Origin of the sequence: Delftia sp. DS1230 (genome assembly GCF_040112715.1) — a bacterium.
Taxonomy (GTDB): domain Bacteria; phylum Pseudomonadota; class Gammaproteobacteria; order Burkholderiales; family Burkholderiaceae_C; genus Comamonas; species Comamonas tsuruhatensis.
Genome location: NZ_CP157763.1, coordinates 4,357,155 through 4,373,637, shown reverse-complemented (window position 1 = coordinate 4,373,637; position 16,483 = coordinate 4,357,155). Strand labels below are relative to the sequence as shown.

At 68.1% G+C, this 16,483-nt stretch carries 16 protein-coding genes; 5 read left to right on the top strand and 11 right to left on the bottom strand.

Annotation, left to right across the window (positions count from 1 at the left end):
- Window positions 1-113: 113 nt before the first annotated feature.
- The 6 genes from AAN986_RS19740 to AAN986_RS19715 form a co-directional block, all read right to left on the bottom strand.
- Complete coding sequence (locus AAN986_RS19740; protein WP_047218588.1) at window positions 114-821, bottom strand: ABC transporter ATP-binding protein; 708 nt, start codon at window positions 819-821, stop codon at window positions 114-116.
- Window positions 818-2,647, bottom strand: coding sequence for an ATP-binding cassette domain-containing protein (locus AAN986_RS19735; RefSeq protein ID WP_082138101.1), 1,830 nt, complete (start codon window positions 2,645-2,647; stop codon window positions 818-820). The genes AAN986_RS19740 and AAN986_RS19735 overlap by 4 nt, the downstream gene beginning before the upstream one ends.
- The gene (locus AAN986_RS19730; protein ID WP_047218587.1) at window positions 2,640-3,473 is read right to left on the bottom strand and encodes a branched-chain amino acid ABC transporter permease; all 834 of its coding nucleotides are present in this window, start codon (window positions 3,471-3,473) and stop codon (window positions 2,640-2,642) included. Before AAN986_RS19730 ends, AAN986_RS19735 begins: the two co-directional genes overlap by 8 nt.
- A 40-nt stretch (window positions 3,474-3,513) precedes the next feature.
- A complete protein-coding gene (locus AAN986_RS19725; protein WP_047218586.1) occupies window positions 3,514-4,680 on the bottom strand; it encodes a substrate-binding protein in 1,167 nt (388 codons plus the stop codon).
- 41 nt (window positions 4,681-4,721) lie between these two features.
- Window positions 4,722-5,645 (bottom strand): nitrilase family protein, encoded by a 924-nt coding sequence (locus tag AAN986_RS19720; RefSeq protein ID WP_277422861.1) that lies wholly within the window; start codon window positions 5,643-5,645, stop codon window positions 4,722-4,724.
- A 263-nt stretch (window positions 5,646-5,908) separates the two neighbouring features.
- Entirely contained in the window at window positions 5,909-6,751 is an 843-nt protein-coding gene (locus tag AAN986_RS19715; RefSeq protein WP_016450473.1) for an META and DUF4377 domain-containing protein, read from the bottom strand.
- 331 nt (window positions 6,752-7,082) lie between these two features.
- Between AAN986_RS19715 and AAN986_RS19710 the strand changes: the two genes are divergently transcribed.
- Window positions 7,083-7,661 carry a DUF2242 domain-containing protein gene (locus AAN986_RS19710; protein WP_016453889.1) on the top strand — a complete coding sequence of 193 codons (579 nt, stop codon included), beginning with the start codon at window positions 7,083-7,085 and terminating at the stop codon, window positions 7,659-7,661.
- 24 nt (window positions 7,662-7,685) lie between these two features.
- Here AAN986_RS19710 and AAN986_RS19705 read toward each other — a convergent pair whose 3' ends face one another.
- From AAN986_RS19705 to AAN986_RS19685, 5 genes are all read right to left on the bottom strand, one after another.
- Window positions 7,686-8,567, bottom strand: a complete 882-nt coding sequence (locus tag AAN986_RS19705) for a peptidoglycan DD-metalloendopeptidase family protein (protein WP_016450475.1) — start codon at window positions 8,565-8,567, stop codon at window positions 7,686-7,688.
- A 94-nt stretch (window positions 8,568-8,661) separates the two neighbouring features.
- Window positions 8,662-10,797 carry a DUF3300 domain-containing protein gene (locus AAN986_RS19700; protein ID WP_349335443.1) on the bottom strand — a complete coding sequence of 712 codons (2,136 nt, stop codon included), beginning with the start codon at window positions 10,795-10,797 and terminating at the stop codon, window positions 8,662-8,664.
- A 161-nt stretch (window positions 10,798-10,958) separates the two neighbouring features.
- Entirely contained in the window at window positions 10,959-11,276 is a 318-nt protein-coding gene (locus tag AAN986_RS19695) for a DUF2322 family protein (protein ID WP_016453887.1), read from the bottom strand.
- A 56-nt stretch (window positions 11,277-11,332) separates the two neighbouring features.
- Window positions 11,333-12,049, bottom strand: coding sequence for a class I SAM-dependent methyltransferase (locus tag AAN986_RS19690; protein ID WP_034367120.1), 717 nt, complete (start codon window positions 12,047-12,049; stop codon window positions 11,333-11,335).
- A 127-nt stretch (window positions 12,050-12,176) separates the two neighbouring features.
- The gene (locus AAN986_RS19685) at window positions 12,177-13,985 is read right to left on the bottom strand and encodes a glutamine--tRNA ligase/YqeY domain fusion protein (RefSeq protein ID WP_016450551.1); all 1,809 of its coding nucleotides are present in this window, start codon (window positions 13,983-13,985) and stop codon (window positions 12,177-12,179) included.
- Between the two features lie 230 nt (window positions 13,986-14,215).
- Here AAN986_RS19685 and AAN986_RS19680 point away from each other — a divergent pair, with 230 nt between their 5' ends.
- The 4 genes from AAN986_RS19680 to arfB all read left to right on the top strand — a co-directional run bounded on the left by AAN986_RS19680 (window position 14,216) and on the right by arfB (window position 16,422).
- Complete coding sequence (locus AAN986_RS19680; RefSeq protein ID WP_047219654.1) at window positions 14,216-14,569, top strand: hypothetical protein; 354 nt, start codon at window positions 14,216-14,218, stop codon at window positions 14,567-14,569.
- A gap of 125 nt (window positions 14,570-14,694) precedes the next feature.
- Window positions 14,695-15,138 carry a type II 3-dehydroquinate dehydratase gene (aroQ, locus tag AAN986_RS19675; protein ID WP_016450549.1) on the top strand — a complete coding sequence of 148 codons (444 nt, stop codon included), beginning with the start codon at window positions 14,695-14,697 and terminating at the stop codon, window positions 15,136-15,138.
- On the top strand, window positions 15,135-16,019 hold the full coding sequence (locus AAN986_RS19670) for an alpha/beta hydrolase (protein ID WP_047219661.1): 885 nt from the start codon (window positions 15,135-15,137) through the stop codon (window positions 16,017-16,019). The genes aroQ and AAN986_RS19670 overlap by 4 nt, the downstream gene beginning before the upstream one ends.
- Window positions 16,012-16,422 carry an alternative ribosome rescue aminoacyl-tRNA hydrolase ArfB gene (gene arfB, locus AAN986_RS19665; protein WP_016450547.1) on the top strand — a complete coding sequence of 137 codons (411 nt, stop codon included), beginning with the start codon at window positions 16,012-16,014 and terminating at the stop codon, window positions 16,420-16,422. Before AAN986_RS19670 ends, arfB begins: the two co-directional genes overlap by 8 nt.
- The last annotated feature ends 61 nt before the right edge of the window (window positions 16,423-16,483 follow it).

Below are 16,483 nucleotides of genomic sequence, written 5' to 3'. Positions count from 1 at the left end.
ACGCGTCCAGTGCCTGCGGTCCTGCCGGACGGGCAGCAAGACACGAAGTTTCGGCGGATGCGGGTAAGAATGCGGGGGCATAAGGCATGGGGTTTGCTCCGTGCTGGCAAGGGTCAGACCCGCAGATGTCCGAACACCGCCTCGACCGTACCAGCCGCACGGGCCGGCCCCTCGTCGATCAGCTCGCCTTGCTTGAGGATCGCGTACCGGTCTGCCACCTGCAGCGCAAACGGCACGTTCTGCTCCACGATCAGCATCGCCGTGCCATGGCGCTGGCGCTCCTGGGCCAGGGCATGGGCCAGCCGCTCGATCACCGAGGGCTGCAGGCCCTCCGTGATTTCGTCGAGCACGATCACCGAGGGGCGCATCATCAGCGCCCTGGCCAGCAGCAGCATCTTCTGCTCTCCGCCCGACAGCGTGCCCGCAGGTTGCTGCAGCCGGCTGCCGAACAGCGGAAACAGGGGCTCCACGGCGGCCAGGCGCTCCGGAAACAAGGCCTGCTGCGCCAGTCCCAGCCGCAGGTTGTCGCGGATGCTGAGATCGGCAAACAGCGCATGCTCCTGTGCCGCGTAGGCCATGCCGCGCCGGGCGATGCGGTGGGGTGCCATGCGCGTGATGTCCTCGCCATGCAGGCGTACGGCCCCCGTCTTCTTGGGCAGAAAACCCATGATGGTCTTGAGCAGCGTGCTCTTGCCCATGCCGTTCTTGCCCAGCAGGGCGACGGCTTCGCCCTGTCCGATGGCCAACGACAGATTGCGCAGGACGACCGAGCCCCCGTAGCCGCTGGTGACACCGTCCAGTGCCAGCACGGTGGAATTCATGCCGCCTCCTTGTGCCCGTGGGCACTGCCCGAATAAATCTTCCTGACCAGGGGCGAGTCCACCACGTCGCGGAAACTGCCCTGCATGGCGATGCTTCCCTGGTGCAGCACCACGACGCGCGTGGCGATCTGCTCCACGAAGTCCAGGTCATGCTCGACCAGCAGGCAGCACAGCCGGTAGCGCCCGGCCAGCGAGGCCAGGACTTCGCCGATCTGCGTGCGCTCGGTTTGGGTCAGCCCGGCTGTGGGCTCGTCCAGCAGCACCACGCGCGGCTCCAGCGCCAGCACCATGGCCAGTTCAAGCGCCTGCTGCTCGCCGTGGGACAGGTCGCGCGCCACGTGGCCGAGCTTGTGCTCCAGCGCCGTCATGCGCACCACATGCAGGGCATAGGGCGGCAGGCGCAGCGTGCCATCGCGGCGCACCAGCGAAGGCCGCTCCAGCCGCGTTCCTGCGATGCGCAGGCACTCGGCCACGGTCAGCGATTCGAAGATATTGGCGTTCTGGAACTTGCGCCCCAGCCCGAAGCGCACGCAGGCCTCGGGAGGCTGGCGCCCAATGTCATGGCCGCACAGCCGTACCGTCCCCGCGCTGCGCTCGGCGCCGTCGCTCATGCAGCGCATCAGCGTCGTCTTGCCGGCGCCGTTCGGCCCGATCAGCCCCACCAGCTCCCCGGCATGGGCCTCCAGGTCGATGCCCTGCAGCACCTTCAGTGCACCGTAGTGCCTGGCCACACCCTGCATGTGGATGGCCGCTTTCTGCAGCCTGTCTTCCCTGTCCGGCATGCCGTCCATCTCCCGCGGGGCGCGCTCCTGCAAAAGAGGCGGGTCTGCAGCATCCTGCCCGGTCCTGAAGGGCTTGAGCAGCAGGGGCATCAGGCCTTGCGGAAGCAGCACGATCACGACGACGAAGGCCGCCCCCAGGATGAGTTGCCAGGCAAACGGCATGCTGCTGCCCAGATAGGCGGTGGCCACATTGATCAGTACCGCGCCGGCCAGAGGGCCCCACAGCGTGCCCCTGCCGCCCAGCGCCACCCAGATGATGAACTCGGTACCCAGCGCAAAGCCCGCCAGTTCGGGCGCCACCACGCCGCTGAAGGAGCCGTACCCGAATCCGGCCAGGCCCGCGACGGCCGCCATGGCCACCAGCAGGAGGATCTTGACGATCGATGTATCGAGGCCCAGGTAGGTGCAGCGCACTTCGTTGTCGCGGATGGCCGACAGCACCCGGCCGGCGTCGCTGCGCACCAGCATCCAGCCCAGGCCGCCTGCCATTGCCAGCGCGCCCATTGCGATGCCGTACCAGGCCTGCATGGACAGATCGAAACTCTCGTAGCCCGTCAGGCCCGAACTGGACCCCGTCCACTCGCCTCCGGACAGCAGCAACTGCGTCAGCACGATGGGCAGCACCAGCGAGATCACCGTGGCAAAGAACGGGGAAGCTCCCCGGTAAAAGGACAGCCAGCCCACCAGGGCCGCCACGACGGCGCAGGCAGCCACCGCCAGCCCCATGGCCAGCAGGGCCGAGGCCGGACCCGGCCCCATGTATGTGAAGACCAGGCCGGCCGCATAGGCGCCCATGCCGAAGAACGCTGACTGCCCGAAGGTCAGATAGCCCGTATGGCCCCAGAGAATGTCCACGGTCACGGCCACGATGGCGAAGAAAAAGGCCTTGACGAGAATGTTCTGCAGATAGCTGTCGAAAATCCAGGGCCCTGCCGCGAACGCCAGCACGGCCAGTGTTGCCAGGACTGCCGTGGGGCGCAGCCAGGGCGCTGATGCGGTCCGGGCGGGCAGCGCGGCGCTGCCAGGTATGTGTGCTTCAGCCATGGGAGAACCCCCGTGGGCGGATGCGCAGCGTGACGGCGGCAAGAACGGCGATGGTCAGGCCGCCAAGGACCGGGCTGGCATAGGTGCTGACCAGCACCTGGGCCGTACCGAACACCGCACAGGTCAACAGCAGGCCGCCCATGGAATGGCCGGACACCATGACCAGCATGAAGGCGCTGACCAGCCAGGACAGGCCCATGTTCGGGTCCACGCTGGACAGCGGCGTGATCATGGCGCCGGCCAGGGTGCCCAGGCCGGCGCCGAGGCTGAACGTGATGAAGCGCACCCGTCCCGAATGGATGCCCAGGCTGCTGGCGAGGTCCTCATTCATGATCACGGCGCGCGTCCTGACACCGAAGTCCGTGGCATTGAGCAGGCCCGCCAGCAGCAGGCACATGAGCAGCGCGACGGGCACCAGCAGGAGCCGGTAGGCCGAGTAGTCCACCCCCAGGAGCTGCCAGGTTCCGGACAGCGGGGCGCTGACGAACTGCACCTCGCGGCCGAACGCCATCATGATCAACTGGCCGATGACGATGCCCAGGCCCCAGGTGGCCAAAATGGCATCGAGCGGCCGCCGGTACAGCGGCCTGACGATCAGCCGCTCCACCAGCATGCCCGCCGCCACGCCCGTGACGAAGGCCAGCGGCCAGCCCAGCCAGGGATCGATCTGCAGCCGGGTCACCACGTAGCTGGCATAGCCGCCCAGCGTGAGCAGGGCGCCATGCGCGAAGTTGACGATTTTCATCACCCCGAAAATCATCATCAGCCCGACCGTGACGATGAACAGCATGCTCGCCGTGGTCAGCAAATCCAGTAGCAGCACCATGGTGCCTCCTTGCAGGGTTGCGGTGGAAGGGGGCTGCCCGTCACTTGAGGTTCGGGCACTGCATGCCGGGGTCCACCTTCTCGAAAGTCTCCAGCACCTTGACCGTCCCGTCGGCCTGGACCTGGCCCAGGCGCATGGCCAGCGGCGTGTGCCGGCTGCGGCTCATCTGGATGACGCCGCGCGGGCCATTGAAGGACACCTCCGCCAGCGCCCTGATCACCAGCGCCGCGTCCGTGGAGCCGGCCTTCTCCACCGCCGCCTTGAACAGATGGAAGGCTTCGTACTGCGGTTCGGACAGCTCGTTCGGCGTTTTCATTTCCGCTCCGAACTTCTTTTGCATGGCCTGCATGAAACGTTTGTTCTCCGGCGTGTCTATGCCGGTCAGGTACGAGGCCGACAGGAGCATCCCCTGCGCATCGGTGCCCATGGTCCTGGCCGTTCCCTCGTCGACGGCCAGGTTGCCGTAGGCCAGCGACAGGCCTGCAGCCTTGAGTTGCTTGGCCAGGGACACATTGGGGGCGCCGCCCGCCGTGGCGCTGATCAGGGCGTCGGCCTTTGCCGACCGGAGCTTGGACAGCACCGAAGTCCAGTCGCTGCCATCGATGGGCAGATATTCCTCGCCCACCACCTTACCGCCCTGCTGCTCTATGTACTTGCGCGTGAATGCCAGCATGCCGCGGCCGAACGCATAGTCATTGCCCACCAGAAAGAAGTTCTTGGCATTGCGGTTCTTGGCGAGAAAATCCACCATGGGCGCCACCTGTTGCTCGGGCACCCAGCCGTTGACGTACATCCAGGGATTGCACGAACGGCCTTCGTAGAACGACGTGTAGATATAGGGGAGCTTGCCCCGGTTGATCACGGGCAGCGCCGCGTTGCGCGCGGCGCTGGTTTCCATGGCGATCACCGCGCTGACCTTCTTCTGGAACACCAGGGTGTCGAAGGCCTTTTGCGCGCCCACGGCGCCCGAGGCGTCGTCGGCAATCTCCAGTTCGACCTTGCGCCCCAGGATGCCGCCGGCCGCATTGATCTCCTCCACCGCCAGTTGCGAAGCCTGCACCACGGCCGGGGCCACGACGCTGTTGGCGCCTGAAAGTCCGACCGCCACGCCGATGCGCAGGGGCTCGGCGGCGTGTACCTGCCATGCCAGCAAGGGCGCGAAAGCCAGGGCCGCAGTGCGGCGTGCAATAGATGTGAGCGTTTTCATGCAAATGGCTCCAAAAAAAGAGGGGGATGGATGGAAAGGGCTCAGGGCTGTGGGCGCGGCCATCCCGTGCCCAGCATGGCGTCGTAGATGTCGGTCCTGCGGTCGCACAGCACATGGTTGAAGGCGCTCAACCGGCGCTTGCGGCGCGCGTCCTCCAGTTCGATCGATGCGTGCAGGATCTCCTCGGCATGCACCGAGGCGGGGCCAGCCAGCGGCCAGCCTTCAGCGCCCACGATCAGGCTCTGGCCTATGAAGGGCTGGCCGCGCTCCGTGCCGGTGCGGCAGGCGCAGACGATGCTCAACGCGTTGCTGTGTGCATTGGCCATGGCCAGCGTATTGGCCATGGCCGGCCGGTCTGCGGGCTGACCTCCCATGGGGACCCAGTTGGTCGGCATGGCCACGATGTCCACGTCCTGCATGGCCAGCAGGCGATAGGTTTCGGGAAACCAGCCGTCATAGCAGATCAGCACGCCCAGGCGCCCCCATTCGGTGTCGAACACGGGCAGGCCCCGGTCCCCGGGCTCGAAGAACACGTTCTCGTCTCCCCACAGGTGCAGCTTGCGGTAGGTGCCCAGGTATCCCTGGGGACCCAGGACCACGGCGGTGTTGTAGAGACGGTCGCCCGCGCGCTCGGCAATGCCGGCAACGATGTGCACATTGCAGCGCCGCGCCACATCCATCCAGACCTGGGTGCAGGAGCCGTCCGGGACGGACTCCGCCAGCGCAAGTGCCTCGGCGCGGCTGGCAAAGACATAGCCGGTGTTGGCCAGCTCGGGCAGCACCACGAGGTTGGCGCCCTGGGCGGCGGCGCGCTCGATCAGATCCACCGAGTGCGCAAGGTTTTCGCCCTTGCGCCCCACGCGAGGCTCCATCTGGATGCTGGCCACCGCAAGCGGGGGCCTCGGGGATGCCGGGGATACCGTGGACGGCGGGCGCGAGTCAGGAAGACTTTCCGTAGAAGACATGCAGGCTCCAAAAAGCAAAAAGCCCCCGACGGCGCCGTAGGCGCATGTCAGGGGCTTTCATAGCCGATATGAGTCAGCAGTTATTGCTGAGGTTGGGCGCGAGAGAGGTCTCGACCGTGGCAACCATGTTGTCGTCCCGATTGACGGGTGTCAAACCAGTAGATTCCCGTACATGGGCTGGCGCAGGCCGTCTCCTTCCGAAAAAGAAAAAGGCCTGCGCAATGCAGGCCTTGATCGGGGCTTGTCGAGACGCTGCAGCGCGCTCAGCGGCCCACGCGCTCGCTCTCGACCACCATGTCCAGCACATAGGCGTAGGCCGATGCGTCGGCCGGCACGTTCTGGCGCTTGTAGCGCTGGATGCGCAGCACGTTGCGGATGCCGGGCTCGTGCTTGTAGCCCTCGATCTCGCTGTAGAAGTTCTCCCACTCGCCGGTGGAGGTCTTCACGCCGTTGTCGCCGTAGCGGATCTCGCGCACGCGCAGGCACTGGAAGTCCTTGATCAGCGGGTGGTTGCAGGCCGTGCGCTGGGGCGCCACTTCCAGGAAGATGCGTTCGCCTGCGCTGCCGTACTGGGTCTGGGCCGTGGGCGAGCCGTCGAGCTGCCAGCGCGTGCCGTCGATGAAGGTGAGCGTCAGGCGCGCAGGCTGCTTGCCTTCGCCCAGTTGCACGGACCATTGCTTGGCCGTGGGCAGGATGCGGGCCACCTTTTGCTCCAGCGCCATCAGCTGGTCGTCATCGCAGGCCATCAGCGTGCTGGCGGCGCGCTGGGTGGCGATGCGGTTGCCTTCGGTGCGGTAGCCCGTGGTTACCACGTTGCACAGGTTCTTGACGGCCAGGCGCTGGTCGGCGAACTCCAGTTGCAGGGGCCGCTTGCGCGAGGCGGCCGTCAGGAACCAGCTCTGGTCCTCGGTGCCCTGGGGCGTGAAGGCCTGGCGAAGACTCCAGTGGTAGGCGGTCAGCGATTGGGCGTCACCGGGCGGGCCGGCAGGAGCCGACACCTGGGGCTTGGCGCCGTCTTCGGCGTTGCCGCCCTTGTCGATATGGCTGCAGGCGCCGAGCCCCATGGTGACGATCACGGGCAGGCACCAGGTCCAGCTTGGCTTCATGTTGAGTTCCTTGGTTGATGGGGTACAGGTACAGGCGCAGCGGCGGCAGGCTTGGGCAGCCCGGGTGCGGCATGAGCCGCACCGGCCCTGGCCGAACCGGGGCACCATAACGCAGATGCGCGGCGGCGCTTGTCAGAACGGGGCGCTATTCACATTCGTTTGCATCTATTTGATGCAGACGGAAAAACCGATTGCTGCAAAGTTGCCGGCCATTGCATTGCGCTCGGGTGAGAATAGGCGGCCAGCCGCCATGCCATCCGCAGGCAGCGGCACCGGAGCAAGGAGCAGGTTCGTGTATCGACGTTGGAGTGCAGCAAACAGGGTGCGTGGCATGCGCTGCGCAGGGGCTTTGGCCGTCATCATGGTGCTGGCGGGCTGCGGCTCGACGATTCCCCAGCATGTGCCGGTGCAGGAGAGCTTCGGCTCCACCGAGACCTTCTCGCGCATGTTCGATGCCTCGCCGGCCCAGACCTGCGAGGCCGCGCGCCGCGCGCTGCTGAGCCAGGGCTACATCGCCATGGCGCGCACGGCCGAACTCATAGAAGGCAGCAAGAGCTTCCAGCCCGACCCGGAGCTGAACCTGCAGATGAACATCCGCGTGGTCTGCGTGCCGGAGACCGCCGACGGCCAGGTCAGCATCGGCTTTGTCACGGCGCTGCAGGACCGCTATACCCTGAAGAAGAGCGCCAACTCGGCCAGCCTGGGCGTGGGTGCGCTGGGGTCCGTGTCGCTGCCGTTCTCCTCGGGCAGCGACTCCATGGTCAAGGTGGGCAGCGAGACGATTGCCAAGAGCGGCTTCTACGACAGCTTCTTCGAGCTGGTCTCGCGCTACTTGGCGCAGGACCGCGACTCCATCGCCGTGCCCACGCCGGTGGCGCCGCAGAACAGCATTCCCTCGGCCGACCACTGACGCCGGCGGGCGCCACAGCTCCGTTCACGCCGCCAGGAACAGCGCCGGGTCCACCATGCTGCGGTTGAGCATCACGCCCCAGTGCAGGTGCGGGCCGGTGACGCGGCCCGTGGCGCCGACCTTGCAGAAGGCCTCTCCCGTGTCCAGCTGATCGCCCAGCTTGCACTGCACGCTGCTCAGGTGGCAGTACATGCTCAGCAGGCCGCCGCCGTGGTCCAGCCACACGGTGCCGCCGTTGAAGAAATAGTCGCCCACGTCCACCACCTTGCCCGGCAGCGGCGCGACGACGTTGGTGCCGGTGGCTGCCGCGATGTCCATGCCGCTGTGCGGATTGCGCGGCTGGCCGTTGAACACGCGGCGCAGGCCGAAGCTGCTGCTGCGCCGGCCCGGCACGGGCTGGCGCATGCGCAGGTCGCCGGGGCGTGCGGGCGGCTCGGTGAACAGCGCCATGATGGTCTGCTGGTGGGCGCGCTCACGCTGGTAGCGCGCATCGTCCTCGGGCGACAGGTCCACGGTCTTGGGCGAGACCTTCAGGCGCTGCTCGGTGTACTTCTTGTCACGCACCTCGTAGGCCAGGGAGCGCGCTGCGCCTTCGCCCTTCACGGTCACGCTGTGGGTGCCAGGTGCGGCCGACAGCGCAATGCCGACCACGGCCGTCCATTCGATCATGTCGCCCACCACCAGCACGGGCACGTCGCCGGCCAGTACCTGGGGCCGCTGGGATGCGGGCCCCAGCGACAGGCGGGCCACGCCGCCGGGCACGCGGCTGTCATGGGGCCAGGGGGATTCGCTGGAGGGCGCTGCGGCCTTGGCGGCCCAGGAGGGAAGGATCAGGCCCGCGCCCGAGGCGCACAGGGATTGCACGAACAGTCGGCGGGAGCGGGGATTCGTCGTCGGTATCTGCATGGATGAAGCGGCGGGCTTGGCGCCGGCATGGGGCCGTTATCGATCGCCCCATTGTCCGCCAAGCGTGCGCCAAGCCAAACCTCTGCCGGGCCGTTCAGCGGTCCCGGCGTTCGTCACGTCCGCCGCGCCGTTCCTGCGGGCGGGATGCGTTGGCCATGCGCTGCTGCTGTTGGCGCTGCTCCTGCTGCGCGCGGGCCTGCTGCTGCTGGGCGCGCGCCTGGGCCTGCTGTGCCTGCTGGAGCTGCATGCGTTGCTGCTGCGCCTGACGCTCCTGCATCTGGGCCTGTCGTTGCGCTTGCTGCTGCGCCTGTTGTTGGGCCTGCATTCTGGCCTGCATCTGTTCCTGCGCACGGGCTTGTTGCTGTTGCTGTTGTTGCTGCAACTGCTGCTGGCGGGCCTGCATCTGCGCCTGTTCGCGGGCCTGGTCCCTGGCCTGCATCTGCATCTGTGCCTGGCGCTGGGCCTGTTGTTGCTGCCGTTGTTGCTGTTGCTGTTGCTGCCGCGACTGCTCCTCGCCACGCAGGCGGGCGGTCTGCATCTCCATCTGCTGTTGCTGCTGCTGGCGCATGCGCGCGGCATCGGCCATGGAACGGTCGCGGTCCTGCCGGTCCTGCCGGTCCTGCTGCCGCATGCCCTGCTGCGCGGCGGCAGACGACCACGAAGGCACGCGGGAATCGCGGCCCCGCTCGCCCGGCATGGCGGCAGCGGGCAGGGCGGCTGGCGGGCGCTGCACCCCTAAAGCCTGGGTCGAATGCGGAGCCTGCGGCCACTTGCCGAACTGGCCCGGCTGCGAGGCCGGCACCGGGTTCATCCTGGGCTGCAACGCTGCCTGCGGCCGGTCATCGGGCCGCAGGCCCGGGCGGCCGCGATCGGCGCCGTCATGCCGGGCAGATCCTTGCGTGGCGCCGGGCGGCAGCATGCCTTGGGAAGACGCCGGCGGGCCGCCCTGCGGTGGCCTCAGGCCCAGCCGCTGCGGCATGCCGCCATGCGCGGCGGCGGCCGCGCCTGCCATGCCGGCGGCGCCGGCCAGGGCCGCCGCGGCCATGCCGCCCGGGCGCGGATCGCCGCCCTGTGGCGGGTTGGGCGGGTTGCCGGCAGGGCGGGGCTCGAAGTGCGGGTTGTTCGCGATGTGGGTGACGTTGCCACCGTTGTAGATCTGCGTGTTGCGGATGTTCTGCACCACCGTGGTCGAGCGTGTCACATAGGTGTTGTTGTTGTAGATCACGGCTGGCCGGCGCGAGGGCGGTGGCGGCGGCTCGTTGCGGTGCCAGCGGTAGCCGGGCTCGCCCCAGCGCATGCCCCAGGAGTTCCAGCCCCAGGGGCGACGGTCCACGGACTCGGCGAGGATCACGCCTGCGCCAAAGCCGATCAGCCCCGCCACCACGGGCGCGGCCGAACTGCCCACGTAGACGGGCTGCGGCGCCACGATGGGGCGGTAGCCGCCATACACCGGCAGCGGCTCGCCATACACCACACCCGGGTCGTACTGCGGCACATAGACGGTGTCGGGCTGGGCGGGAGTGATCTCGATGAACTGCGAGGGCGCATCGATCACCGGCACCGGCAGCATGGACGACAGGGGCTCACCCATGTCCTGGGGCGCTGGCTGGGGATCGCGCGGCGGGGCGTCGGCCGCGGCCACGGCCACCTTGAGCCGGCTGGAGTCCTTGAGCGTACCGGCCTTGTAGGCGCGCTGGCGCATTACCTGGATGGCGTTCATCACGTCGGCCGGATCGTTGTAGTAGGCCCTGCCCAGGGCCGTGGTCCAGGGAATGTTGGAAGACAGCTGCGCCAGCACGTTGGGAAACTGGGCCAGGGACTTGACCGACGGGTCCCAGTCCTGGCCGTTGACGGCGTCCTGCAGTTCCTGGGGCTTGAGGCCCGGATTCTGCCCCAGCCAGACCTCGGCGGCGCCGACCTGGTCGGGATAGGTGGAGGCGGCCAGCACCTGGGCCACGAGCTTGTCGGGGTACAGCGCAATGGGCGCCACCATCTGGTAGAGCGTCTCGGCCGACGGCGGCACATAGGCCACGGGCGTGGCGACGGGCTGGGCGCTTTCGGTGGCAGGCGGCAGCGGCGCGCTGGCGGCCTGCGGGGGCTTGTCCTGGGATTCGTTGCAGGCGCTCAGCGCCAGGGCGGCGGCCAGGCCCAGCACACTCAGGCGCAGGGCGCCGGCGTGGGAAGCTGAGGGGGCCATGGTGCGTGCTCTGGGCACGGCGGATTGCAGCATTGCGTTCTCCTGGGCAGGAACGCCTTGCGCGCCGAAGCGGCAAGGCACATGTCATTTGAACGCCAAAGTGCACGCTGCGTTGACACCGGCGTGTCAGCCGATGCCCCCAGTCCGCGCAACTTCTGTGACGCGGTGTTTACCCAGGCGGAATCAGGCCGCGATCAAGCCGCGAGCAGGCGGGCCTGGTAGCTCTCGGCACCCTTGGACCAGGCCAGCAGGCGGTCGATGTTGGGGTGCTTGCCAGGGAAGGCGATGGCGTCCTGCGTGTGCTCGGCATACCACTCCAGGCCCAGTTCGGCGGCGGCGGGCGTGATGCTGCCGCCGTAGAGGGCGGCCAGCGCGTGGTACACGGCCAGGGAGCCGGTCTGGCCGGGCTTGTTCTCGATGGTGGCCACGACCTGGCCCTGGGCATCGGCCAGCTGCAGCGCGGCGAGGTGGGTGACGGTGGGCAGTTGCTGAAGGCGTGCGGAGAAGTTCATGCTGAAAGGCAAATCAAAGAAAGGAAGGCGGAGAAAGAACGATCGGCTCGGGGCGATCAGGCCTTGGCGGCAATCCACGCACACCAGAACAGGCTGGAGAAAAAGCGCTTGGCCTGAACGAAGCCGGCCTGGGCCAGCATCTGCTCCACTGCCTCTTCCGAGGCGGGTGGAACCGCGCCCTGCCGGATCTTGCCGAGTTTCGCATGGACAGCGGCCTCGTCCGCGCCTGCCATGCGCCAGCGCATGGCCCAGGCGTCCAGGAACAGCGGCTCGCTGTCGTAGCGATGGCGATTGCAGGCCAGGATGAAGGGCGCACCCGGCGCCAGCCTGGCCGACAGGGCCTGCAGCAGCCTGAGCTTGTCCGCATCGTCAGGAATGTGGTGCAGCACGCCGATCAGCGTGGCCGCGTCGAACACCGTGCCGGCGGGCAGGTCCTCCACCGCACAGGGTGCTGCACGCACCTGGGCCGACAGGCCGGCGGCTGCGATGCGGTCCATGGTCTGGTCCAGCATGGGGGGCGAAGGGTCGGCGGCCGTGAATGTCCACTGCGGCCTGAGCCGCGCCGTGGCCAGGATTTCCTGGCCCGTGCCACCGGCGCCGCCAATCAGCACGGACTTCGGCCCGGCATCCAGGCTGGCGGCCAGCAGGCAGGCGGCCAACTCGTGGCAGGCGTCGTAGCCGGCCAGGGCGATGCGGCTTTGCGTCTCGTACTCGGCCGCGCGGGAGGTGTCGAACTTGGCGGCGGAAGCCGCCTGTGGCAAGGCTTGGTTCATGGCCTGGAATTGTGCTGAGGCCATGGTCACTGCAAAAGCGCCGATGTGCGATGGCCCACCCCTGCAAAGCAGGATGGTGGGCCATCTTCGGGGGAGCGGTGCAAGTGCCCGCCAGCGGGCCGTGCGCCTACTTGCCCCAGGAGTCCTTGAGACCCGTTGCGCGGTTGAACACGGGCTTGCCCGGTGCGTGGTCCTTGCGGTCGGCCACGAAGTAGCCGAAGCGCTCGAACTGGAACTTGTCGTCAGGCTGTGCCTGGGCCAGCGACGGCTCCACGTAGGCCGTCACGACCTTGAGGCTGTCCGGGTTGAGCAGGGCCAGGAAGTCCTTGCCGCCCGCATCGGGCTGCGGGTCGGTGAACAGGCGGTCGTACAGGCGCACTTCGGCCTGCACGCCGTCGGCCGCGCCCACCCAGGTGATGGCGGCCTTGACCTTGACGCTGTCGGCGCCCGGCGTGCCGCTCTTGGTGTCGGGCACCACGGTGGCCAGCACCTTGGTGACGTTGCCCTCGGCATCCTTCTCGCAGCCGGTGCACTCGATCACGTAGCCGCCCTTCAGGCGAACCTTGTTGCCCGGGAACAGGCGCTTGTAGCCCTTGGGCGGCACTTCGGCGAAGTCCTCGCGCTCGATCCACACCTCGCGGCCCAGCGTGAAGCGGCGCACCGGCACCTGCTGGCCTTCGGCGGCGTGGGGCAGGGCGGGCAGCTCGCAGGCTTCCAGGTGGTCGGCGCTGCCGAAGACCTCGGCCCAGTTGGTCAGTTCCAGCTTGAGCGGGTCCAGCGCCACCATGCCGCGATGGGCCTGGTTCTCCAGGTCTTCGCGCAGGCAGCCTTCCAGCGTGGAGTAGTCGATCCAGGCGTAGTCCTTGGTCACGCCGATGCGCTCGCAGAAGGCCTGGATGCTCTGCGGCGTGTAGCCACGGCGGCGCAGGCCGACGATGGTGGGCATGCGCGGATCATCCCAGCCGCTGACGATGCCGTTGTCCACCAGGTGCTTGAGCTTGCGCTTGCTGGTGATCACATAGGTCAGGTGCAGGCGCGAGAACTCGTACTGGCGCGGCTGCGGCGCGGCGATCAGGCCGCCTGCGCGCAGGTGGTCCAGCAGCCAGTCGTAGAACGGGCGCTGGTCCTCGAACTCCAGCGTGCAGATGCTGTGGGTGATGTGCTCCAGCGCGTCCTCGATGGGATGGGCGAAGGTGTACATCGGGTAGATGCACCACTGGTTGCCGGTGTTGTGGTGCTCGGCATGGCGCACGCGGTAGATGGCGGGATCACGCAGATTGATGTTGGGCGATGCCATGTCGATCTTTGCGCGCAGCACGGCAGCGCCATCGGGCAGCTTGCCGTCGCGCATTTCGCGAAAGCGCGCCAGGTTCTCGGCCACGGTGCGGCTGCGGAACGGGCTGTCCACGCCGGGGCGCGAGAAATCGCCGCGGTTGGCCTTCATGTCGTCGGCGCTTTGCTCGTCCACATAGGCCAGGCCCTGCTCGATCAGGTACTCGGCTGCGCGGTACATGAAGTCGAAGTAGTTGCTGGCGAAGTACAGGTTCTCGTGACCGTCGGCTTCCTTCCAGCCGAAGCCCAGCCAATGGACGGCATCGATGATGCTGTCCACGTACTCCTGGTCTTCCTTCTCGGGATTGGTGTCGTCGAAACGCAGGTGGCAGGCACCTTGGTAGTCGCGCGCCAGGCCGAAGTTCAGGCAGATGGCCTTGGCGTGGCCCACGTGCAGGTAGCCGTTGGGCTCGGGCGGGAAGCGTGTGCGGATCTTCGCCACGTCCACCTGGCCCTGGTTGTGGTGGTCGCCATCACCGGGGCTTCCACCCCAGCGGCGCTGGGCGTAGGTACCGTTGGCCAGGTCGGCCTCGATGATTTGGCGCAGAAAGTTACTCGGTTTGACCGGATCTTTGGAGATGGGGGAGGCGTCAGCAGAGCTCATCGCAGCATTGTAGGCGCGCGCCTGCCGACCCGCTCCGGACGGCTTTGGGACAGCCGCGCCGGGCAAGGGTTGAGGCATTTGGAAACAAACTTGTATAAAAGCCTGCCATCCGTTGACCCCTCTCGCGCGTTGAGAATGCAGGGCGTATGCCGTCCCCCTGTGCCAAAGTGCGGGGAGGCGGCACCAGCGGCAATGCCTGCCACGCCTGTCCAACTTCGAGGAGAGACACCATGACAACGACAGCTTCCCCGTGGGTTGCAAGAGCAGCAGCAGCCAGCCTCGCATTGGCCGCCCTGGTGGCTTCGGGCGCCGCCCAGGCCCGGGGCGATGTGCACTGGTCCATCAGCCTGAATTCGCCGGGCATGTATGGCCCGCCCGTCTATGTGGCGCCGGCCCCCGTCTATGTGGCGCCGCCCCAGCCCATCTACTACGCTCCCCCGCCTCCGGTCTACTACGCGCCGCGCGCCGTCTACCGTGCGCCGCCCGTCGTGGTCGTTCCCGGCTATGGATACGGCTATCGCGGCGGATACCGCCATGGTCATGGCCATGGTCACGGTCACGGTCACGGTCACTGGCGCCGTTGAGCCGGACCGGGCTGGATTGACTTGTGCCGCCCTCCGGGGCGGCTTTTTCCGTGGTGCCAGCGTTGCGGCCGGGCCCGGGATGGCCCGCATAATCCAGCCCGTTGGAAACCTGGAGTGTCCCCGCCGTGAAAACCGTCTATGTCCTCAATGGCCCGAACCTGAACCTGCTGGGCCTGCGTGAACCCGCCATCTATGGCTCCCAGACCCTGGCCGATGTGCGTGCGCTGTGCGAAGCCGCCTGTGCGCGCTACGGTCTGGCCCTGGAGTTCCGCCAGAGCAACCATGAAGGCGAGCTGGTGGACTGGATCCACGAGGCCGGCCGCGTGCACGCCGAAGGCCGCCTGGCCGGCCTGATCTTCAACGCCGCCGCCTACACCCACACCAGCGTGGCCCTGCTGGATGCCGTCAAGGGCACGGGCGTGCCGCTGGTGGAGCTGCACATCAGCAACGTGCATGCGCGCGAGAGCTTCCGCCACCACTCCTACCTGTCGGCGGCCGCGCGCGCCGTGATGTGCGGCTTTGGCGTGGCCGGCTACGGCCTGGCCATCGACGCCGTGGCCCAGTGGTGAGCACGCCTGTCGCCATAGAGCGCCTGCGCGCCCGTGCGCGGCGCCTCACCACGCCGCTGTCTGCCGCGCGGCCCGAAGACGGCCACATGGTCTGGCATGTCTGGGGCGAGGCGCGCGCGGGCGTGCTGCCGGTGGTCATGCTGCACGGCGGCAGCGGCAGCTGGACGCACTGGCTGCGCTGCATGGACGCTCTGCTGGCCCAGGGCCGCCAGCTGTGGATACCGGACCTGCCGGGCTTTGGCGATTCCGATGGGGTACCGGGCGGCCAGGATGCCGACACCCTGGTCGAGCCGCTGCGCCAGGGCCTGCGGCAACTGCTGGCCGATGGCGGAGCGCCCGCCGCCCCGCTGTGCGATCTGGTCGGCTTCTCTTTTGGCGGCATGACGGCCGGCATGCTGGCCGCTGCCGACGGCACGCTGGCCCGGCGCCTGGTGCTGGCCGGGGCGCCCGGCATGGGCGTGGGCAAGGGCCTGGCCGTGCGGCTCAAGGGCTGGCGCCACCTGGCCACGCCCGAGGCGCAGGCCGTGGCCCACCGCTACAACCTGCAGGCGCTGATGCTGCATGACGCCAGCCTCATCGACGAGGACACGCTGGCCCTGCATGTGCTCAATGTGGAGCGCGACCGCCTTCCACGCCGCCGCCTCTCGCACACCGATGTGCTGGCCCGCGCCCTTCAGGCCGTGGACGGCCCCGTATGGGCCATCTATGGCGAGCACGACGCGCTCTACCCGGGACCGATGATGCAGGAGCTGGCCCAGGCCTTTGCACGCCATGCGCGCGACTTCCGGGGGCTGGCCCTGGTGCCCGGCGCAGGCCACTGGGTCATGCATGAGCGTCCCGATGCCTTTGTGGCGGCATTGGCCGCTGCGCTGGATGCCTGAGCGCATGCGCCCCATCGAGCTGCACGAGGTGCAGTGGACCGCCATGCGCGCCCAGGGCGCGGGCGGCCAGAACGTGAACAAGGTCTCCAGCGCCGTGCACCTGCGCTTCGACGTGCGCGCCTCGCGCCTGCCCGAGGCCGTGCAGCAGCGCCTGCTGGCCCTGCGCGACGGCCGCATCACCAACGAGGGCGTGGTCGTCATCAAGGCCCAGCAATACCGCACGCAGGAGCAGAACCTGCGCGCCGCGCTGCAGCGGCTCAACGCGCTGGTGGCCGCCGCCTATCCCGAACCCATTCTTCGCCGCGCCACCCGGCCCACGCTGGGATCGCAGCGGCGGCGCCTGGACAGCAAGAGCCGGCACAGCGCCACCAAGGCCCTGCGGGGCCGCCCGCGCGACGATTGAGCCGGCCAGCGCAACAATGTGTGCCGCCTTTGGCGGCTTGGCGCGGCCCGCTTGCGTCCCT

Bases quoted from the DNA above. Each gene is read 5' to 3' on its own strand.
- AAN986_RS19740 (WP_047218588.1), bottom strand. From the start codon at position 821: ATGAATTCCACCGTGCTGGCACTGGACGGTGTCACCAGCGGCTACGGG.
- AAN986_RS19735 (WP_082138101.1), bottom strand. From the start codon at position 2,647: ATGGCTGAAGCACACATACCTGGCAGCGCCGCGCTGCCCGCCCGGACC.
- AAN986_RS19730 (WP_047218587.1), bottom strand. From the start codon at position 3,473: ATGGTGCTGCTACTGGATTTGCTGACCACGGCGAGCATGCTGTTCATC.
- AAN986_RS19725 (WP_047218586.1), bottom strand. From the start codon at position 4,680: ATGAAAACGCTCACATCTATTGCACGCCGCACTGCGGCCCTGGCTTTC.
- AAN986_RS19720 (WP_277422861.1), bottom strand. From the start codon at position 5,645: ATGTCTTCTACGGAAAGTCTTCCTGACTCGCGCCCGCCGTCCACGGTA.
- AAN986_RS19715 (WP_016450473.1), bottom strand. From the start codon at position 6,751: ATGAAGCCAAGCTGGACCTGGTGCCTGCCCGTGATCGTCACCATGGGG.
- AAN986_RS19710 (WP_016453889.1), top strand. From the start codon at position 7,083: ATGCGCTGCGCAGGGGCTTTGGCCGTCATCATGGTGCTGGCGGGCTGC.
- AAN986_RS19705 (WP_016450475.1), bottom strand. From the start codon at position 8,567: ATGCAGATACCGACGACGAATCCCCGCTCCCGCCGACTGTTCGTGCAA.
- AAN986_RS19700 (WP_349335443.1), bottom strand. From the start codon at position 10,797: ATGCTGCAATCCGCCGTGCCCAGAGCACGCACCATGGCCCCCTCAGCT.
- AAN986_RS19695 (WP_016453887.1), bottom strand. From the start codon at position 11,276: ATGAACTTCTCCGCACGCCTTCAGCAACTGCCCACCGTCACCCACCTC.
- AAN986_RS19690 (WP_034367120.1), bottom strand. From the start codon at position 12,049: ATGAACCAAGCCTTGCCACAGGCGGCTTCCGCCGCCAAGTTCGACACC.
- AAN986_RS19685 (WP_016450551.1), bottom strand. From the start codon at position 13,985: ATGAGCTCTGCTGACGCCTCCCCCATCTCCAAAGATCCGGTCAAACCG.
- AAN986_RS19680 (WP_047219654.1), top strand. From the start codon at position 14,216: ATGACAACGACAGCTTCCCCGTGGGTTGCAAGAGCAGCAGCAGCCAGC.
- arfB (WP_016450547.1), top strand. From the start codon at position 16,012: ATGCCTGAGCGCATGCGCCCCATCGAGCTGCACGAGGTGCAGTGGACC.